The organism is Pseudomonas sp. MWU16-30322 (genome assembly GCF_020515535.1).
GTDB classification, from domain to species: Bacteria; Pseudomonadota; Gammaproteobacteria; order Pseudomonadales; family Pseudomonadaceae; genus Aquipseudomonas; species Aquipseudomonas fluorescens_H.
Genome location: NZ_JAIWYL010000006.1, coordinates 61,862 through 76,537, shown reverse-complemented (window position 1 = coordinate 76,537; position 14,676 = coordinate 61,862). Strand labels below are relative to the sequence as shown.

Genomic DNA, 14,676 nt, shown 5'->3' with positions numbered 1-14,676 from the left:
GGGTTGGCAACTGACCCGGGTGTGCAGCGTAAAGCACCAAGAGCAGTTATCCGGCGGGCAGGGACCGCGGTCGGAAAAACAATTTGAACGGACTCGTACCGCGCCAGTAGCGCCGAAAAGTCAGCTTCCTTCTCGGATACAGGATTTGAAGGAAGGCGAAGGAGCGCATTACTGAAAAGCCCGGCAACCATTGCCGGGCTTTTTGGAATGCCTGCCTGATGCAGACAGATAAATCTATGCCGCGATACCGGCGATCAAATAAGGATGCTAGCAATGAGCTTGAAAAAATATGCACGCGTAGTGAATGGCAAAGTCGACAACATCTTCGAAACGGTCAATCCAATCACCGAAGAGTTTCCCGGCGACCAAGTGTGGGTCGACATTACCGCTACCGCAGCTGGCCAGGTTGACTACGGCCATAACGCGGTCAACACCGACGGCGTCTGGTCTTTCGCCCCCGAGTTCCCTTGGGGCCAATCTGTGTTGGGTGAACAACTGCGCAATGAAAAAACGCGTCGGTTCGACAATGCAATCACCCGTGTCGTCTCTGCCGGGCTGCAATACAAAGTTGATCTGGGCATTGCCACTACTGCGGAGCAGCTGTATCTGAGCGCGTTCAAGGAGTACTGCGTGGCTTTCACTCAGGTCAATAAACAGCCCGATTTTCCGGTGACCATCGTTTGGCCAGAGTTGCCGTAAGTCGCGAGAGTTAACTATTGAAAAGCCCGGTCAATTGCCGGGCTTTTTGGAATGCCTGCTTGGCGCTCTCATCGCTCCGTGGATCATTGAGCTGAATGACGGTTTGCACAAAACAATGCAGTGCCTGAACTTTATAAGGAGTTGAAAATGAATCGTTATGTCTACGTTGGCAGTGCCTACGCCACCAACTTTTCGCAGGTTATCCAGATTTTGGATACGGAGGAGGGCATGCCGACTGCGCCGATCGAGGGAGTATCGGGCGTATGGGTTGATGCAACTGGCAATACAACAGTTCAAGTCGGCTGGAAGGCTTTTCAGTCCTGGCAACCTAATGGCACCAGCGTATATGTTTTTGTTGAGCTGACCGACGAAGACCACCTCGTGATCGCACGTACCCGCCTTCGCAAGGAGCTGGATGACGCCGTCGAATGGCTGAATTTCCACCCTCTGCATTACAAGCACGATCTGGGTATTGCTACGTCTGAAGAAGAGGCGAAGTTGCTTGCTTACAAGCAGTACTTCGTGGCTCTTGGCGAAGTGAACAATCAACCCGGCTACCCTGCCTCGATCAACTGGCCAGTGATCCCCTTCTGATTTCGTCATGAGCGGCAGTGCAAAAGCTGCAGTGCAAAAGCGAGAGTGCATTACTGAAAAGCCCGGCCAATTGCCGGGCTTTTTGGAATGCCTGCCTCAAGAGAAAACAATTGAACCCAACACACACCATTCATCCATCACACCAGGAGGCGTGACATGACAAACGAGCAACAAGCGTTGGCGGACATGCCGGTCTGGCTGGTTATCCTGCTTGCCTTGGTGGGCGGGGTATCCGGTGAAATGTGGCGCGCCGACAAGGACGGCGCTCGAGGCTGGGCGCTCATGCGACGTCTGGCGTTGCGCTCCGGTGCCTGCGTCATCTGCGGGGTGTCCGCCATTATGCTGTTGTACGCCGCTGGCATGTCGATCTGGGCTGCGTGCGCAATCGGCTGCCTGACCGCCATGGCCGGGGCCGACGTGGCCATCGGTCTGTACGAACGCTGGGCCGCCAAGCGCATCGGCGTCTGCGAAGTTCCCCCGCCGCGCGATCCACAGTAACTCAACACTTTCCTGCCTCGCTGCAACTGATGCGGCGGGGCTGCGCGTGGACATATGAAAAGGAGGTCAATGCATGCCCGTACTGATCCAGCAGCCTTCGCAGCTGTTCACGGCGATGGCGACAACCTTGCGCAACAGCGCCGGCCTGAACCTGCAGGTCGGCAATCACGACGACTTCACGGCACCCGGCGCTCAGGCCTGGGCGTTGATCGACTTCGACCGTAATGCACCGGGCGCACGTGCCGCTGACGGGCGTATCGCCCACGTCATGACGGTGTCGCTGCAAGTCATTCCGGCACTTTCTGCGAGCGCATTTGCGGCCTGCGATCTGATCGCCGTACTGAAAAACCTGATCACCGACAACCGTTGGGGCCTGCCCGGTGCTCAATGTGATCTGCCGATGAACCTTGATGGTCTGCCGTCAGTGCTGATCCGCGCCGACCAGCCATACAAGGCGTGGACGCTGACCTTCACCCAGACCCTCTATCTCGGCCCAACCTTGCTCGACGACCCGCTCGGTACGCCGAAATTCGCCCGCACCTGGGAAGTCAGCAACATCGATGACCCCGACCAATACACCGCGCTGGAGGCCTGACTGATGTTCGACGCATTACTGCGCATGCAACTGGGGCCGATCATCGAGCGGCTGGCGGAGATGGAAGCGGAAATCGATGACCTGCACCGACGTGCCGAGAGTTTTTGTCGCATCGGCATTTGCCAGACCGTCGATGCCGCGAGCAACACCTGCCAAGTCAGCCACGGAGGATTGCTCACGCCGTCGATCAAGTTCTTCAACCCCAGCGCCGGAGCGCAGAGCGAGTCGCGGATTCCGAGCGTGGGCGAGCAGTGCCTGCTATTCAACTACGGCAGCGGTGAAAGCGGCGCGCAAAGCGTGGCGTTGTTCGGCCTCAACAGTGACCGCTTTCCGCCGACGGCGACGGTACCGACGCTGACGCGCCGGGTGCATGTCGACGGCAGCGAAAGCGGCTACGACGACGCCACGCACACCTTGCACTGGCAGAACGGCCCGGCCGCATTCAGTGGCTCTCGCGAGTCGCTTGCACTGAGCATCGGCCCGGCGCAACTGACGATGACGCCACAGCTGATCAGTCTGCAACTGGGCGGCGTCGGCCTGAGCATCGACGCCTCGGGCGTGCACTTCAGCGGCCCGTTGGTGGATCACCAGGGCCGCGTCATCAGCCCCTGAATCAAGAGCTTCCCATGATCGGAATCGATAGAGACTCCGGGGCCACGGTCGACGACTGGCTGCAGTTTGTGCAGCGCGCGACACGAGCCCTGACCACGCCGCTGGGCACCCGGCAAAAAAGGCCCCTTTATGGCTCGCTGATCCCCACGCTGCTGGGGCAGAACCTCGGTGACGACGTTCTGCTTCTGGCGCAGAGCCACGCGGCTCAGGCGTTCTACAACGCGCAGAACGGGATCAGCGATTTTCAGCCGAGCGTGATCGTCGCCAGCCGTCAGGGCGCCGGTCTGCTGCTGCGTTTCGCCGGGACCTGGAAAAACCGTCAACAGACCTTCGAGGTAGTGACATGAGCATGTTGATCCCCGGCCAGAATCAGTTGGCCGAACCGGCGCTGATCACCGTCGACGCCTTCGAAGACCTGCTCGCCGAGTTCAAGAACTTCGTCATCGAATACGTCGGCGCCCGAGCGCCGGACAGCGCGGCGAAACTCAAGACCAGCCTCGACAACGAAAGCGAGCTGCTGACCCTGGCGCTGGAAGCCTTCTGCGTGCGCCTGCAAACCCATGAACGCAAATACAACGCTCGCATCAAGCAGATGCTGGCGTGGTGGGCGACCGGCAGCAACCTCGATGCACGGCTGGCGGACATGGGCCTGGAGCGGCAGTTGCTCGATGCGGGCGACCCTGCAGCCTTCCCGCCGGTACCCGCGATTTACGAAAGCGACGACGACGCCCGGCTGCGCTATTACCTGGCACCGCACGCCCCGGCAGCGGGCTCGCGAATGCAGTATCGCCGCGAAGTGTTCACCCTCGGTGAACGGCCAACGGTGAAGGTCGAATCCACCGATGCCGGTGTGGTGAACGTCACCTACGCCTTCAACCCGGACGGCTTGGCGGCACAGGTCAAGGACGGCAATGGTCGGCGCACTGCGCCGGGCGAGGTGCAGGTCACGGTGTTGTCGCGAGACGGCGATGGCACGCCATCCGCCGCATTGCTCGATGGCGTGCGTCAGCACTTCGCCCGCCCTGATGTGCGACCGGAAACCGACCTGGTCACGGTCAAGGCTGCGGACATTCAACGCTACAAGATTCGTGTCGTGGCCAAGATCAATTCCGGCCCCGACTCGGGCCTGACCAAAGTCGCCGCACAGCAGCAATTGCAGGCCTACGCCGACAGTTGCCATCGCCTCGAAGGGCGGGTCGATCCGAGCTGGATCGACTACACGCTGCACAGCGCTGGCGCCGTGCAACTGCAGATTCTTGAACCGCTGGCGCCGATCGTCACCACGGCGTTTCAGGCGCCGTACTGCACGGCGGTCGAGGTCGAGGTGCTGACGTTATGAGTGAGCCAACGCATAGCCCGACGTTGCTGCCGGCCAACAGCTCGGCACTCGAACGTGGACTGGATCTGGGCTTCGGCGCACTGCTTGATCGCATCGCGCCGCCGTTCCCCGAACTGATGAATCCGAGCGAAACACCGGTCGCATTCCTGCCGTATCTGGCAGCGGATCGCGGTGTCGCCGAATGGAGCACCAGCGCACCGGAAGCGGAAAAGCGCCTGACCGTCGAACTGGCCTGGCCCACCGCGCGCCAAGCCGGCACTCGCAAGGCGCTGGAAAACGCAGCCAAGGGTTTGCAACTGCGCCCGGAAGTTCGCGCCTGGTACGAACAGACGCCGCCCGGCGAGCCTTACAGCTTCTCCGTGCGCGCCTTCAGCGACCAGCCCTACAGCGCAGAAATCGATGCCCGTCTCGACCGACGCCTGGCCGATGCCAAGAGCGAGCGAGACATTCTTTCGGTAACGGTTGGCTTGAGCGCGTTCGGCAGTCATTCCATCGCCGCTGCGACTTTCTGCGGTGAGCTGACGACGGTTTATCCGGTGTTCATCGAAGGGCTTGAAACCTCTGGCGAGGCGTTCATGGCCGCCGCGATGTACACCGTCGAAACATCCACTATTTATCCTCAGGGGGCCTGAATGGCTGACTATTACACCCTGCTCACCAACGCAGGGATTGCCTACGAAACGGCGTGCAAGGCTGCGGGCACACCGATCAAGTTGACGCAGATTTCCGTCGGTGACGGCGGCGGCGCGGTCTACAACCCGGCCGCGACCGCCACCGCGCTGAAACGCGAAGTCTGGCGCGGGCCGCTCAATGCGCTGTTCCAGGACGAGAAAAACCCGAGCTGGCTGCTCGCCGAAGTGACCATTCCGCCGGACGTTGGCGGTTGGTACGTGCGTGAAGCGGGGCTGTGGACCGACACCGGGATTCTCTACGCCATCGTCAAATATCCGGAGTCGTTCAAACCGGTGCTGGCGACTTCGGGCTCGGGCAAAGAGTTCTACATTCGCTCGATTTTCGAGACCAGCAATGCATCGCTGGTGACCTTGCTGATCGACGACACGGTGGTCAAAGCCACCCGTGCCTGGGTCATGAGTTACCTCGCCGAAGAACTCGGCAAACTCGATGGCAAGCAATCGGTGCGCGTCGCGGCCTCTACCAACATCGTGTTGAACGGTGCGCAGCAGATTGACGGCGTCGCCGTGATTGCCGGTGACCGCGTGCTGCTGGCGAATCAGACCCTGGCCAAGGACAACGGCCTGTGGATCGTCGCCAATGGCGACTGGGTGCGGGCGACTGATGCCAATACCAGCGTCAAGGTCACGCCGGGCCTGACGGTGATGGTCGAGGAGGGTACGGCCAACGGCGATTCGCTGTGGCACCTGACCACCAATGCGCCGATCACCCTCGGCACCACCGCACTGACGTTCAAGATGCTCGCCGGGCGCACCGGGATTGCGGCCGGGACTTACAAGAGTCTGACGGTTGATGAATATGGTCGCGCGACTGCGGGTGCCAATCCTGAAACGCTGGCAGGGTTTGGGATTAAGGATTCCTATACCAAGGCTGAAGTCGAGGCGTTGATTGCCAAGGCATCGGCATTGCCGGTGGGTTCGATTGTCGCGTTCCCGGTAGATGCACCGCCGCCGGGTTTTCTGGAGCTGGATAACAGCGTCAAGAGCAGTGCGACTTACCCGGACTTGAGCGCTTATCTGGGTGGCAAGTTCAACAAGGGGGATGAGGGGGGTGGCAATTTCCGTTTGCCGGAAGCGCGAGGTGAGTTCCTGCGTGGTTGGGATCATGGGCGTGGGGTGGATGCGGGGCGAGGTGTTGGCACGTATCAGACTGATGACTTCAAGTCGCACAATCATCCGCCACTAAGTAATCGCCCTGGTTTCATGAGTAATGAGTATCCGACGATTCAGGCGTATCACGGAACGAGTTCATCTGGTGCTCCGACGTACTCGGGAGAAGGGCAGCAGATGGCTACCACTGGAGTCCGAGGTGGTGCCGAAACTCGGCCCCGAAACGTCGCTGTCATGTGGTGCATCAAAGCCTGGAACGCCCCGGTCAATCAGGGAACCATCGATGTAGCCGCACTGGCCAAGGAAGTCGAACGACTCAAGTCCGCTGTTCCGGTGGGCGCTGTTTTGGCTTTCCCGACGGGGATCGTTGCGCCTGGTTATCTGGAGCTGGATGGCAGTGTGCAGAGCATTGCGACCTATCCGGATTTGGCGGCGTTTCTCAGTACCACTTACAACAGGGGCGATGAGGGTTCCGGTAACTTCCGCTTGCCGGAATCACGCGGTGAGTTCTTGCGTGGTTGGGATCATGGGCGCGGGGTGGATGCGGGCCGAACTTTGGGGAGTTGGCAAAAAGGTACTTTGCAGTCCTTTGACCCATCTAATGTTAACCCCGCAGTTTCCGGTCTCTGGCACAACACCGCATCGGATGCGGATATAGGCAAGTTACACGGCCTTGATCCGCATACAGCTTTGGACTATTCCGTCAGTAACGCAGTTTTCACCACGGGCTCGACGCCGGTAAATGCAAGTGCTTTAGGTGTGTCTCGCCCTCGCAACATCGCTGTCATGTGGTGCATCAAAGCGTGGAACGCCCCGGTCAACGAGGGAAGCATTGATATTGCCGGGTTGGCCGTTTTGGCGCAGCAAGCGACTGAGTTCCATCAAGGTACGGCGAAAGTTGCCACGCAAACACAAACAGAAGACGGTGTTGATGACACGACAATCGTCACCCCAAAAAAGCTACGTTTTGGATTTTCAGCAAGTTTTACCTCAAACGGCTACATCGTTTTCCCGAAGTGGATGGGAAGTCTCATTATGCAGTGGGGGCTCTCTCCGGCCGTTGCTTCGGGTGCATTAAATACTCAAGCGTTTCCATTGGCCTTTCCTGTGTTCCCTTTCGCGGTGCTGATCAATTACGCCGATGGTGCAACACAAGTCGGTGCTGGACGTGGCAGCCCTTGGCAGCTTGGTAACTGGACTAAGACAAATTTTAATTGGTCGCATAGCGGTACATCGGCGACGGCCCAGTTTTACTGGTTTGCGGTTGGCCGATAGAGGAAAAAAATATGCGTTACTACAGCAAGTCGACAGGTTGTACCTATCTTGAAGGTATTCACAAAGAGATGCCGGCAGACGCAGTATTGATTACTGAATCACGGTTTGCCGAGGTTTTGGGCACATCCAGTCCTGGCAAAGTTCGCAGCCATGACTCGGAGGGGCTCCCAATTTGGATTAATCCGCCAGAGCCCACGGTAGAAGTATTAGCTGCCGAAGAGCGTGTGTGGAGAGATTTGGAATTTGAAAGAGTCAAATGGTTACGTGAGAGACATCGTGACCAAGTCGAAATTAATCAGCGGCCTACTCTAGCTCCAGAACAGTTCAGCGAACTCCTGTTTTTCCTTCGTAGCCTGCGTGATTGGCCACAATCGCCAGATTTTCCATCCAAAGATTCACGCCCGGTAGTACCGGCCTGGATCGCCGAACAGCCCGAATAAACGCTCCGCACTCCGGCGCGTTTTCTTATCCGCCCAATACATTCAACACCCGCCAAGCCCCTCCCCACGAGGGGCTTTCCCGTTTATGGAGAAACGAAAAATGGCAACCCGCCAAACCTACACCGTGCTCGTCCCATTCCCCACCGGCGGTGGGCATTGGTCGAGCGCCGGTCAAGACCTTGATCTGCTCGACGTCGAGGCCAGTGCGCTGCACAGCGCCGGTCGACTTGAACTGAAAACACCCTCCACCCAGGCCAAAAAGGCCGCTGCCAAGAAGGCTGACTAACCATGGCTGAGGTTTTGAACTTCGAGCACAACGGCATTACCGTCAATGCCACTGAATCCCCCGAGGCCATGGGTGGCCTGGGTGACAACGTCATCGGTCTGGTCGGCACGGCGCCGAAAGCCGATCCGCTGATTCCGCGCAACGCTCCGTTCCGCATCAACAGCTTCACCACCCACGCACTGCTCGATCCGACCGGCGCCGAAGAGGGCACGCTGTACCACGCGGTTTACCAGATCCTCAAAGTGGTCAAGGTGCCGGTGTACGTGGTGATCGTCGAAGCGGGCGCAACTCCGGCCGACACCGTTAACGCGGTGATCGGCGGTGTTGATCCAACCACCGGCCGCAAGCTCGGTCTGGCCGCACTGGGCAGCGTCCCGGAAGACCTGACCATCATCGGCGCGCCGGGCTTCACCGGCACCAAAGCGGTGGCCAGCGAGTTCGCCTCGTTCGGCAAACGCATCAAGGCCCGTGTTGTACTGGACGGCAAAGATGCTTCGGTCGCTGATCAAGTGGCTTACAGCCAGGAACTGGGCGGCGCCGACCTCGGTTTCGACCGCTGCCTGGTGGTGCACAACATGCCCGCCGTGTACTCGAAAGCCGCGAAGAAAAACGTCTTCCTCGCGCCGTCCAGCCTGGCGATTGCCGCGCTGGCCAAGGTCAAGCAGTGGGAGAGCCCGGGCAACCAGGTGACTTATGCCGAAGACGTGTCCCGGGTCGTTGAATACAACATCCTCGACACCTCCACCGAAGGCGATCTGCTCAACCGTTACGGCGTGAGCTACTACGCCCGCACCGTGCTCGGTGGCTTCTCGCTGCTGGGTAACCGTTCGATCACCGGCAAGTTCATCAGCTACGTCGGCCTCGAAGATGCGATCAGCCGCAAGCTGGTCAAGGCCGGCCAGAAAGCCATGGCCAAGAACCTGACCAAGTCGTTCATGGATCAGGAGGTCAAGCGCATCAACGACTGGCTGCAGACCCTGGTCGCCGACGAAACCATTCCTGGCGGCAGCGTGTACCTGCACCCGGAACTCAACAGCGTCGAGAAGTACAAGAACGGCACCTGGTACGTGGTCATCGACTATGGCCGCTACGCGCCGAACGAACACATGGTTTATCAACTCAACGCCCGCGATGAAATCATCGAGCAGTTCCTGGAGGACGTTCTCTAATGTTTACCAACCGCGTAAGACAGGCCATCGCGGCCACCCTGCAAGGTTTGCCGTTGTCGGCGACCGTTGAGGAGTTCACTCCGCCGAAAATCGATTTCGACATGGAAAGCATGGCGGGCGGGCGCTTCATCGTTGAGGAAATGGCCAAGAGTGCCAAGGCTCTGAACGCCACGCTCAAGCTGCAAGGCACCGGTGCTGAAGTGTTGCTGGCGATGGGTGTGAAGTTGGGCGACGACATCCTGCTGAACGTGCGTGAAGCCGGTCAGGATCAGGACGGCAACACCTGGTTCACCTATCACACAGTAGGCGGCAAGCTGAAATCTCTGGCTGAGGATGCGCTGAAAATGGGTAGCAAAGCCATCACCACACTGGAGCTGTCCTGCCGCACCTACAACCGCCTGGAAAACGGCATCCCGGTGATCGACATCGACGTGCGCACCCAGAAGTTCGTGCTCAACGGCGTCGATATCCTCGGTGATGCGCGCCGTGCGGTGCTGATGCCGTAACCCTCGATACACCCCAAACCCTGTAGGAGTGAGCCTGCTCGCGATGAGGCCAGCACATTCAACATCAATGTGCCTGAAAGACCGCCATCGCGAGCAGGCTCACTCCTACAAGGGGATTGCTACACCCCCTCAAGAATCACCAAGGAATTCATACATGTCGTGGATGCCACCCAAGCATGACCTGCTGTCGCCGATCACCGGTGACGACGGCGCGCAGATCGAACAGATCCAGCTCAAGCCGCTGTTCTACGCCGCGCAGAAAGAAGCGCTGGAACGCGCCGGCGATGATGAAGACGATCAGTTCTTCGAACTGGCGTTGCTCGCCACCGGCCTGTCGGTCAAGGAACTCGACCAGCTGAAACGCCCGGATTATGTGAGCATCGCCCAGTACGTGCACGAGATGTCGACCCGTCCGGCGTCGTACTTTCTGGAGCAGGTCGAGGACGCGGAAAAGTCCGACGATCCTGACGAAGTGCAACTGCTGCAACCGCTCGCCGTGACCGGTCGCACCGTGACCTCGCTGTCGCTGGAAATGCCGGCACTGCGCGCCACCAAAGTGATGAAGAAACTGAAAACGGCCAAAGAACGCGCCGAGTTCATCACTGCCCACTGCACCGGTCTGATGATCCCCGATCTGGCCCAGCTGAGCGTCCCGGACTGGACCCAATTGCAGGTGCGCATCGACGATTTTTTAAACCAGCCGGCGGCCTACTTTCGGAACGCGACATCGAAGTAATCCTCGATATCGTCCCGCTCATTTACCCGGTAAGTGAGGCGGAGATTCTGGAATGGGACGCCGAAAAGGCGTTGCGCCGCTACGACATAGCGATCACTCGCCTTGGCGTGAAACAGGAGTAGAGCGGCATGGCAGAGAGTAAATATGCGCTCGCATACGCCGGTGAGAGTGGCAATACGGCGGACGCGCTGCCGACCAACCTCGGCAAATCACTACAGGATCTGAACCTGACATTGTCCCTGGCAAGCGTGGATATTCGCTTGCTGACTCAGGAGCAGATCAAGCTGCGCGAGCTGCTGGTCAGCCAGCAATCGTTGTTCAAGGTCGTCGCGGCGCCGCCAGCCGCCAATAGTGAGCCGAAGTCAAAACTCAAGGCGGAAATCGAGCAGCGTCCGCCACCGAAGAACCTGCAATCGGCGATGGCTAACGAGACGGCGCTGGTTGAGCTCAATCAGTTGCTTGGGCTCAACAAAGACCAGCTTCAAGCGCATTCAGAGCAAACCCTCGAACTCGCGACTCAGCGATCGGTTGCCGCCAGTGGCGCGACTGGTGCGGATCTGTTGCAAATCCAGCAGGTCGGGGCGCGATCTGGTATTGCCGACGGCGCCAAGGGTGATCAGCGGGCGACAGAGCTAAGAGCGTATTCCGGCGACGCGGCGATCAATGCCACAGCCTTCCGGATTGACGTCAAGGCCGCGGGGGAAATGCTCGCGGTCTGGCGTTCCTCCTTGAAGCTGGATCGATACCAGGGACAGGATCTGGCCGATGCGGTCAGTTACCTGGGCAGCAGCGGTCTGGATGCCAAGCCTGCCGATATCGGCGCGGTCGTACAACGCTCTGGCGAGAGTGCTGTTGCATCGGGAATGACACCGGAACAGGTGGCAGCGTTTGCCACTGCGCTGTTGAACAGCGGGGCCGACAAGGACGGTGCCAGTGCGGCATTGAAGAGCTTTACGTCGGTCTTCGGCAAAGGAAACACGGCGTCAACCGAACAGCGTTCGGCGATGACCCGGTTGCACCTGGACCCCGATTTGTTACCAGAGAAGATGCGCACGGATGCGCCAGGTGCCATTGATTCGGTGCTCGCGGCGCTCAGTAAACAATCCGTACCCGAACGTGCCGCCACGGCGAAGACGCTGTTTGGCGAGAGTAGTACCAACATTCTTGAGTTGTTGAAGAAGCCCGACGACGTCAAGACAGCCTTCACGCGAGTGTCCGACAAGCACCAATATGCAACCTCGGAGCTGGGTTCCGGCGGCGGTGCCGCGACGAAAACGGCCGAAGCCTTTGGCGATACGTCACAAGGGCGCTGGAATGCGCTGGATGCGAGTCTTAATCGCTTGTCGACAGCGGTGGGAAATGCACTCGCGCCCGTGACTGACGCGTTGGCAGTGTCGCTAACGGCTGTGGTCAATGGCTTGAGTTCAGCGGCTGAAGCACTGCCGTTTCTGGCGGCTGGTCTCACATTTGCCGGTGTGGCCGCCATGCCGTTCGTCGGTGGTGTACTGAAGACCGGGGTCGCCTCGGTGCTGGATGCGGTCAACTCGAAACTGTTGCGTCTGGCGACGGCGCGATTGCCCGCCGATATTGCCGATGTGATCAATGGCGGTGACGACGGCGGCGAGGGGCCTAAAAGAAAGCGCGCCGGTCGACGCGCATCTTCCAGCGCGCGGTCTCGTGTTCCTTCCTCTGGCGCCGGTCGAGGCGGACGTTTGAGCACGATGACGGCCAAAATCGCCCCGATGTTTGACGATGCGATAACCCGCGTGAAAATGGTCGGCGAGATGGCCAAAAGCATGCGCCCGAGTTGGCTCAACGGCGCGACCGCCAAGCTCATGCCGCTGGTCGAGGGTGCCAAATCCAAGCTTCTACCGCCGCTGGTCAAATCATTGCCCGCCTTCAAGATGGGCGCGCCGCTGGCGATTGGTCATGCCGCTTACGCAGGTTTGAAGGGCTGGCGTGACGGCGATGATCAAGCTGTCAAAGGTGCTGCCGGCGAGTTGGCTGGAACTGCGATTGGCGCCACGATCGGCTCGTTCATTGCACCTGGTATTGGCACATTCATCGGCGGCACTCTGGGCGGAATGCTCGGCTCCTATGTGGGGGAACAATGGGGGAAACCTGCCGAGGACAAACTCGCGCCCCCCGCGCAAGTGGCCAAGGATCTGTCCAGCGCTCAGACGCTACTCACCAATAACACCTACTCGCCGTTGGTGCAGATCAGCGGCAGTGATGCGCTCAATGCCGAAAAGATCGGCGATGTGGTTTCGCAGGTCATGCGCAACCATTTCGATACCGCATTCACACCCGCTGCAGGCACCAACGCTCTCGCCACCCGCCGTGACGCAGCCCTCACCGATGGAGTCGCCTGATGAAACAACAAATGGCACTGGGCAGTTTCATCTTCGGCCTGTCGCGCAACTTTGCGTACCACCAGCTGCTGCGCAAGGCCGACGGTGGCTGGGCCGAAATACAGATCCTGACCAGTAAACCCAAATCCAGTCAGACCGGGCAAAAACCGGAAACCCTGACCATCACCGGCAAGTCGATGTACGCCGTGGCCATGGACCGGCTCGATGAATTGCGCGCCTTGCAGGCGCTGTGCATACCACTGCCATTGATCGATGGCATCGGTCGCAACTGGGGTTTGTGGCGGATCAATTCGGTTCAGGAAACGCAAACCCAGATCATCGATGACGGCACGGCAATGGTCGTCGATTGGGTCATCGAGCTAGCGGAGTTCAACAATGCGTAAGGTCCGAAGCATGGCCGGTGATTCGGTGAATCTGCTGCTCTACCGCGAAACCGGGCGCAGTGATGACGCCGCCGAAGAAGCTCTGTGGAAACTCAACTCGACCCTGGCCGAGCACGGCCCGATCCTGCCTGCGGGCGTCTGGGTCACGTTGCCGGAACTCGACTCGAAACCGGCCACGATCAAACCGCTCACGGCCTGGGATTAAGGAGGTTGCATGACACTGGGTTTCACCCCGGCGGTAAGACTCTACGGGGCCCATTCGGCCCTGCTCAATCAACGCCTGATCAGTTGGGAACACATCGACGCTGCTGGTTTCGAGTCCGATCAACTGACGTTGACGATTGACCTTGAAGGCCTCGAAGGGCTGCCGGATCTGGGTGGAAAAATCGGCCTTGAGGTCGGTTATCTGGAGTCGGGAATGGTCGACAAGGGCCAGTTCAAAGTGACGCGCCTGACGCCGACGCTGTTCCCGTTCCGCCTGACGCTGGTGGCCACGGCGGCGCCGTTCAGCAAGGATGACGAGACGGGCTTCAAGCAACGTCGCACGGCCAGTCATGGCCCGACAACACTGGGGTCGCTGTTTCGCGAACTGGTGTCGAGCCATGGCTTTTCACCGCGCGTCGCGCCCGAGGTGGCGATGATCAGGATCGAGCACGTCGACCAGTCCAACGAAACCGACATGAGCTTTCTGACGCGCCTGGCGAAAAAGTACAACGCGGTGACCAAACCCTACAACGACGTGTACGTGCTGGCCCGTCCCGGCCAGACCAAATCGTTGTCGGGCCAGGTGCTGGCGGACGTGACATTGTCGGTGACCAGCAACAACCGTCCCGGCGATCACGCGTTCGTCAGCGCCACGCTGGAGGAGTCTGCCCGCGAGCAGACCAAGGGTTGCAAGACCTGTTTTTGGGATGGCGCTGCAGGTGTGTTGCGCTGGGTTGAAACAGGAATCGCGCCGTTCAAGACCCTCCGCCAGAAGCAACCCACTGAAGCCGATGCAATCGCCGTCGGCGAGGGCGAAGTGCGCAAGATGCTCCGCCAGAAGTACAAGGTGAAAATCACTTGTCCCGGCAATCCACTGCTGGCGGCCGAAGGTCTGGTGCTGCTCGATGAGACCTGGCCGGACTTCATGCGTGGGCGCTGGTCGATCGAAAAAGTCACCGCCAGCGGCAATCGCGAGAACAGTTATCGCTGCCTGATCGATGCCGCGTGCCTCGACCCGAAAGCCGAAGCCAAGGACTGATCTCACATCCACGAATCCCCTGTAGGAGTGAGCCTGCTCGCGATAGCGGTGTGTCAGGCACATTGATTGTGAATGTGGCACCGCCATCGCGAGCAGGCTCACTCCTACAGTGGATTCGCGGTGTTTT

General features: G+C 59.4%; 18 protein-coding genes. All 18 read left to right on the top strand.

Annotation, left to right across the window (positions count from 1 at the left end; translation table 11 throughout):
* Positions 1-273: 273 nt before the first annotated feature.
* On the top strand, positions 274-699 hold the full coding sequence (locus LCH64_RS13730; protein ID WP_226500530.1) for a tail fiber assembly protein: 426 nt from the start codon (positions 274-276) through the stop codon (positions 697-699).
* A gap of 147 nt (positions 700-846) precedes the next feature.
* A complete protein-coding gene (locus tag LCH64_RS13725; protein WP_226500529.1) occupies positions 847-1,293 on the top strand; it encodes a tail fiber assembly protein in 447 nt (148 codons plus the stop codon).
* A 156-nt stretch (positions 1,294-1,449) separates the two neighbouring features.
* Complete coding sequence (locus LCH64_RS13720) at positions 1,450-1,791, top strand: phage holin family protein (protein ID WP_226500528.1); 342 nt, start codon at positions 1,450-1,452, stop codon at positions 1,789-1,791.
* A 73-nt stretch (positions 1,792-1,864) separates the two neighbouring features.
* Entirely contained in the window at positions 1,865-2,386 is a 522-nt protein-coding gene (locus tag LCH64_RS13715; protein WP_226500527.1) for a hypothetical protein, read from the top strand.
* Positions 2,387-2,389: 3 nt separating this feature from the next.
* Positions 2,390-2,998, top strand: a complete 609-nt coding sequence (locus LCH64_RS13710) for a phage baseplate assembly protein V (RefSeq protein ID WP_201135678.1) — start codon at positions 2,390-2,392, stop codon at positions 2,996-2,998.
* A gap of 14 nt (positions 2,999-3,012) precedes the next feature.
* The gene (locus LCH64_RS13705) at positions 3,013-3,345 is read left to right on the top strand and encodes a phage baseplate protein (RefSeq protein WP_003222189.1); all 333 of its coding nucleotides are present in this window, start codon (positions 3,013-3,015) and stop codon (positions 3,343-3,345) included.
* Complete coding sequence (locus LCH64_RS13700; protein WP_226500526.1) at positions 3,342-4,337, top strand: baseplate J/gp47 family protein; 996 nt, start codon at positions 3,342-3,344, stop codon at positions 4,335-4,337. The genes LCH64_RS13705 and LCH64_RS13700 overlap by 4 nt, the downstream gene beginning before the upstream one ends.
* The gene (locus tag LCH64_RS13695) at positions 4,334-4,969 is read left to right on the top strand and encodes a phage tail protein I (protein WP_226500525.1); all 636 of its coding nucleotides are present in this window, start codon (positions 4,334-4,336) and stop codon (positions 4,967-4,969) included. The genes LCH64_RS13700 and LCH64_RS13695 overlap by 4 nt, the downstream gene beginning before the upstream one ends.
* Positions 4,970-7,414: a phage tail protein gene (locus LCH64_RS13690; RefSeq protein WP_226500524.1), complete on the top strand. Its 2,445-nt coding sequence runs from the start codon at positions 4,970-4,972 to the stop codon at positions 7,412-7,414.
* 11 nt (positions 7,415-7,425) lie between these two features.
* Positions 7,426-7,854, top strand: coding sequence for a phage tail protein (locus LCH64_RS13685; protein WP_226500523.1), 429 nt, complete (start codon positions 7,426-7,428; stop codon positions 7,852-7,854).
* Positions 7,855-7,954: 100 nt separating this feature from the next.
* Positions 7,955-8,140, top strand: coding sequence for a hypothetical protein (locus LCH64_RS13680; protein WP_226500522.1), 186 nt, complete (start codon positions 7,955-7,957; stop codon positions 8,138-8,140).
* 2 nt (positions 8,141-8,142) lie between these two features.
* Positions 8,143-9,309 (top strand): phage tail protein, encoded by a 1,167-nt coding sequence (locus LCH64_RS13675; RefSeq protein WP_103484524.1) that lies wholly within the window; start codon positions 8,143-8,145, stop codon positions 9,307-9,309.
* Entirely contained in the window at positions 9,309-9,815 is a 507-nt protein-coding gene (locus tag LCH64_RS13670) for a phage major tail tube protein (RefSeq protein ID WP_003222203.1), read from the top strand. The genes LCH64_RS13675 and LCH64_RS13670 overlap by 1 nt, the downstream gene beginning before the upstream one ends.
* A 154-nt stretch (positions 9,816-9,969) precedes the next feature.
* Positions 9,970-10,551 carry a phage tail assembly protein gene (locus LCH64_RS13665; RefSeq protein WP_027611060.1) on the top strand — a complete coding sequence of 194 codons (582 nt, stop codon included), beginning with the start codon at positions 9,970-9,972 and terminating at the stop codon, positions 10,549-10,551.
* Between the two features lie 128 nt (positions 10,552-10,679).
* Positions 10,680-12,923: a phage tail tape measure protein gene (locus tag LCH64_RS13660; RefSeq protein WP_226500521.1), complete on the top strand. Its 2,244-nt coding sequence runs from the start codon at positions 10,680-10,682 to the stop codon at positions 12,921-12,923.
* Positions 12,923-13,306, top strand: coding sequence for a phage tail protein (locus LCH64_RS13655; protein WP_226500520.1), 384 nt, complete (start codon positions 12,923-12,925; stop codon positions 13,304-13,306). Before LCH64_RS13660 ends, LCH64_RS13655 begins: the two co-directional genes overlap by 1 nt.
* Positions 13,299-13,511 (top strand): tail protein X, encoded by a 213-nt coding sequence (locus tag LCH64_RS13650; protein ID WP_003222211.1) that lies wholly within the window; start codon positions 13,299-13,301, stop codon positions 13,509-13,511. The genes LCH64_RS13655 and LCH64_RS13650 overlap by 8 nt, the downstream gene beginning before the upstream one ends.
* A gap of 9 nt (positions 13,512-13,520) precedes the next feature.
* On the top strand, positions 13,521-14,549 hold the full coding sequence (locus LCH64_RS13645) for a phage late control D family protein (RefSeq protein ID WP_226500519.1): 1,029 nt from the start codon (positions 13,521-13,523) through the stop codon (positions 14,547-14,549).
* The last annotated feature ends 127 nt before the right edge of the window (positions 14,550-14,676 follow it).

What these genes read in the sequence shown, in the direction of transcription:
- LCH64_RS13725 (WP_226500529.1), top strand. Translation starts at nt 847, where the DNA reads ATGAATCGTTATGTCTACGTTGGCAGTGCCTACGCCACCAACTTTTCG.
- LCH64_RS13710 (WP_201135678.1), top strand. Translation starts at nt 2,390, where the DNA reads ATGTTCGACGCATTACTGCGCATGCAACTGGGGCCGATCATCGAGCGG.
- LCH64_RS13650 (WP_003222211.1), top strand. Translation starts at nt 13,299, where the DNA reads ATGCGTAAGGTCCGAAGCATGGCCGGTGATTCGGTGAATCTGCTGCTC.
- LCH64_RS13665 (WP_027611060.1), top strand. Translation starts at nt 9,970, where the DNA reads ATGTCGTGGATGCCACCCAAGCATGACCTGCTGTCGCCGATCACCGGT.
- LCH64_RS13670 (WP_003222203.1), top strand. Translation starts at nt 9,309, where the DNA reads ATGTTTACCAACCGCGTAAGACAGGCCATCGCGGCCACCCTGCAAGGT.
- LCH64_RS13715 (WP_226500527.1), top strand. Translation starts at nt 1,865, where the DNA reads ATGCCCGTACTGATCCAGCAGCCTTCGCAGCTGTTCACGGCGATGGCG.
- LCH64_RS13645 (WP_226500519.1), top strand. Translation starts at nt 13,521, where the DNA reads ATGACACTGGGTTTCACCCCGGCGGTAAGACTCTACGGGGCCCATTCG.
- LCH64_RS13705 (WP_003222189.1), top strand. Translation starts at nt 3,013, where the DNA reads ATGATCGGAATCGATAGAGACTCCGGGGCCACGGTCGACGACTGGCTG.
- LCH64_RS13695 (WP_226500525.1), top strand. Translation starts at nt 4,334, where the DNA reads ATGAGTGAGCCAACGCATAGCCCGACGTTGCTGCCGGCCAACAGCTCG.
- LCH64_RS13730 (WP_226500530.1), top strand. Translation starts at nt 274, where the DNA reads ATGAGCTTGAAAAAATATGCACGCGTAGTGAATGGCAAAGTCGACAAC.
- LCH64_RS13660 (WP_226500521.1), top strand. Translation starts at nt 10,680, where the DNA reads ATGGCAGAGAGTAAATATGCGCTCGCATACGCCGGTGAGAGTGGCAAT.
- LCH64_RS13680 (WP_226500522.1), top strand. Translation starts at nt 7,955, where the DNA reads ATGGCAACCCGCCAAACCTACACCGTGCTCGTCCCATTCCCCACCGGC.
- LCH64_RS13685 (WP_226500523.1), top strand. Translation starts at nt 7,426, where the DNA reads ATGCGTTACTACAGCAAGTCGACAGGTTGTACCTATCTTGAAGGTATT.
- LCH64_RS13700 (WP_226500526.1), top strand. Translation starts at nt 3,342, where the DNA reads ATGAGCATGTTGATCCCCGGCCAGAATCAGTTGGCCGAACCGGCGCTG.
- LCH64_RS13655 (WP_226500520.1), top strand. Translation starts at nt 12,923, where the DNA reads ATGAAACAACAAATGGCACTGGGCAGTTTCATCTTCGGCCTGTCGCGC.
- LCH64_RS13690 (WP_226500524.1), top strand. Translation starts at nt 4,970, where the DNA reads ATGGCTGACTATTACACCCTGCTCACCAACGCAGGGATTGCCTACGAA.
- LCH64_RS13720 (WP_226500528.1), top strand. Translation starts at nt 1,450, where the DNA reads ATGACAAACGAGCAACAAGCGTTGGCGGACATGCCGGTCTGGCTGGTT.
- LCH64_RS13675 (WP_103484524.1), top strand. Translation starts at nt 8,143, where the DNA reads ATGGCTGAGGTTTTGAACTTCGAGCACAACGGCATTACCGTCAATGCC.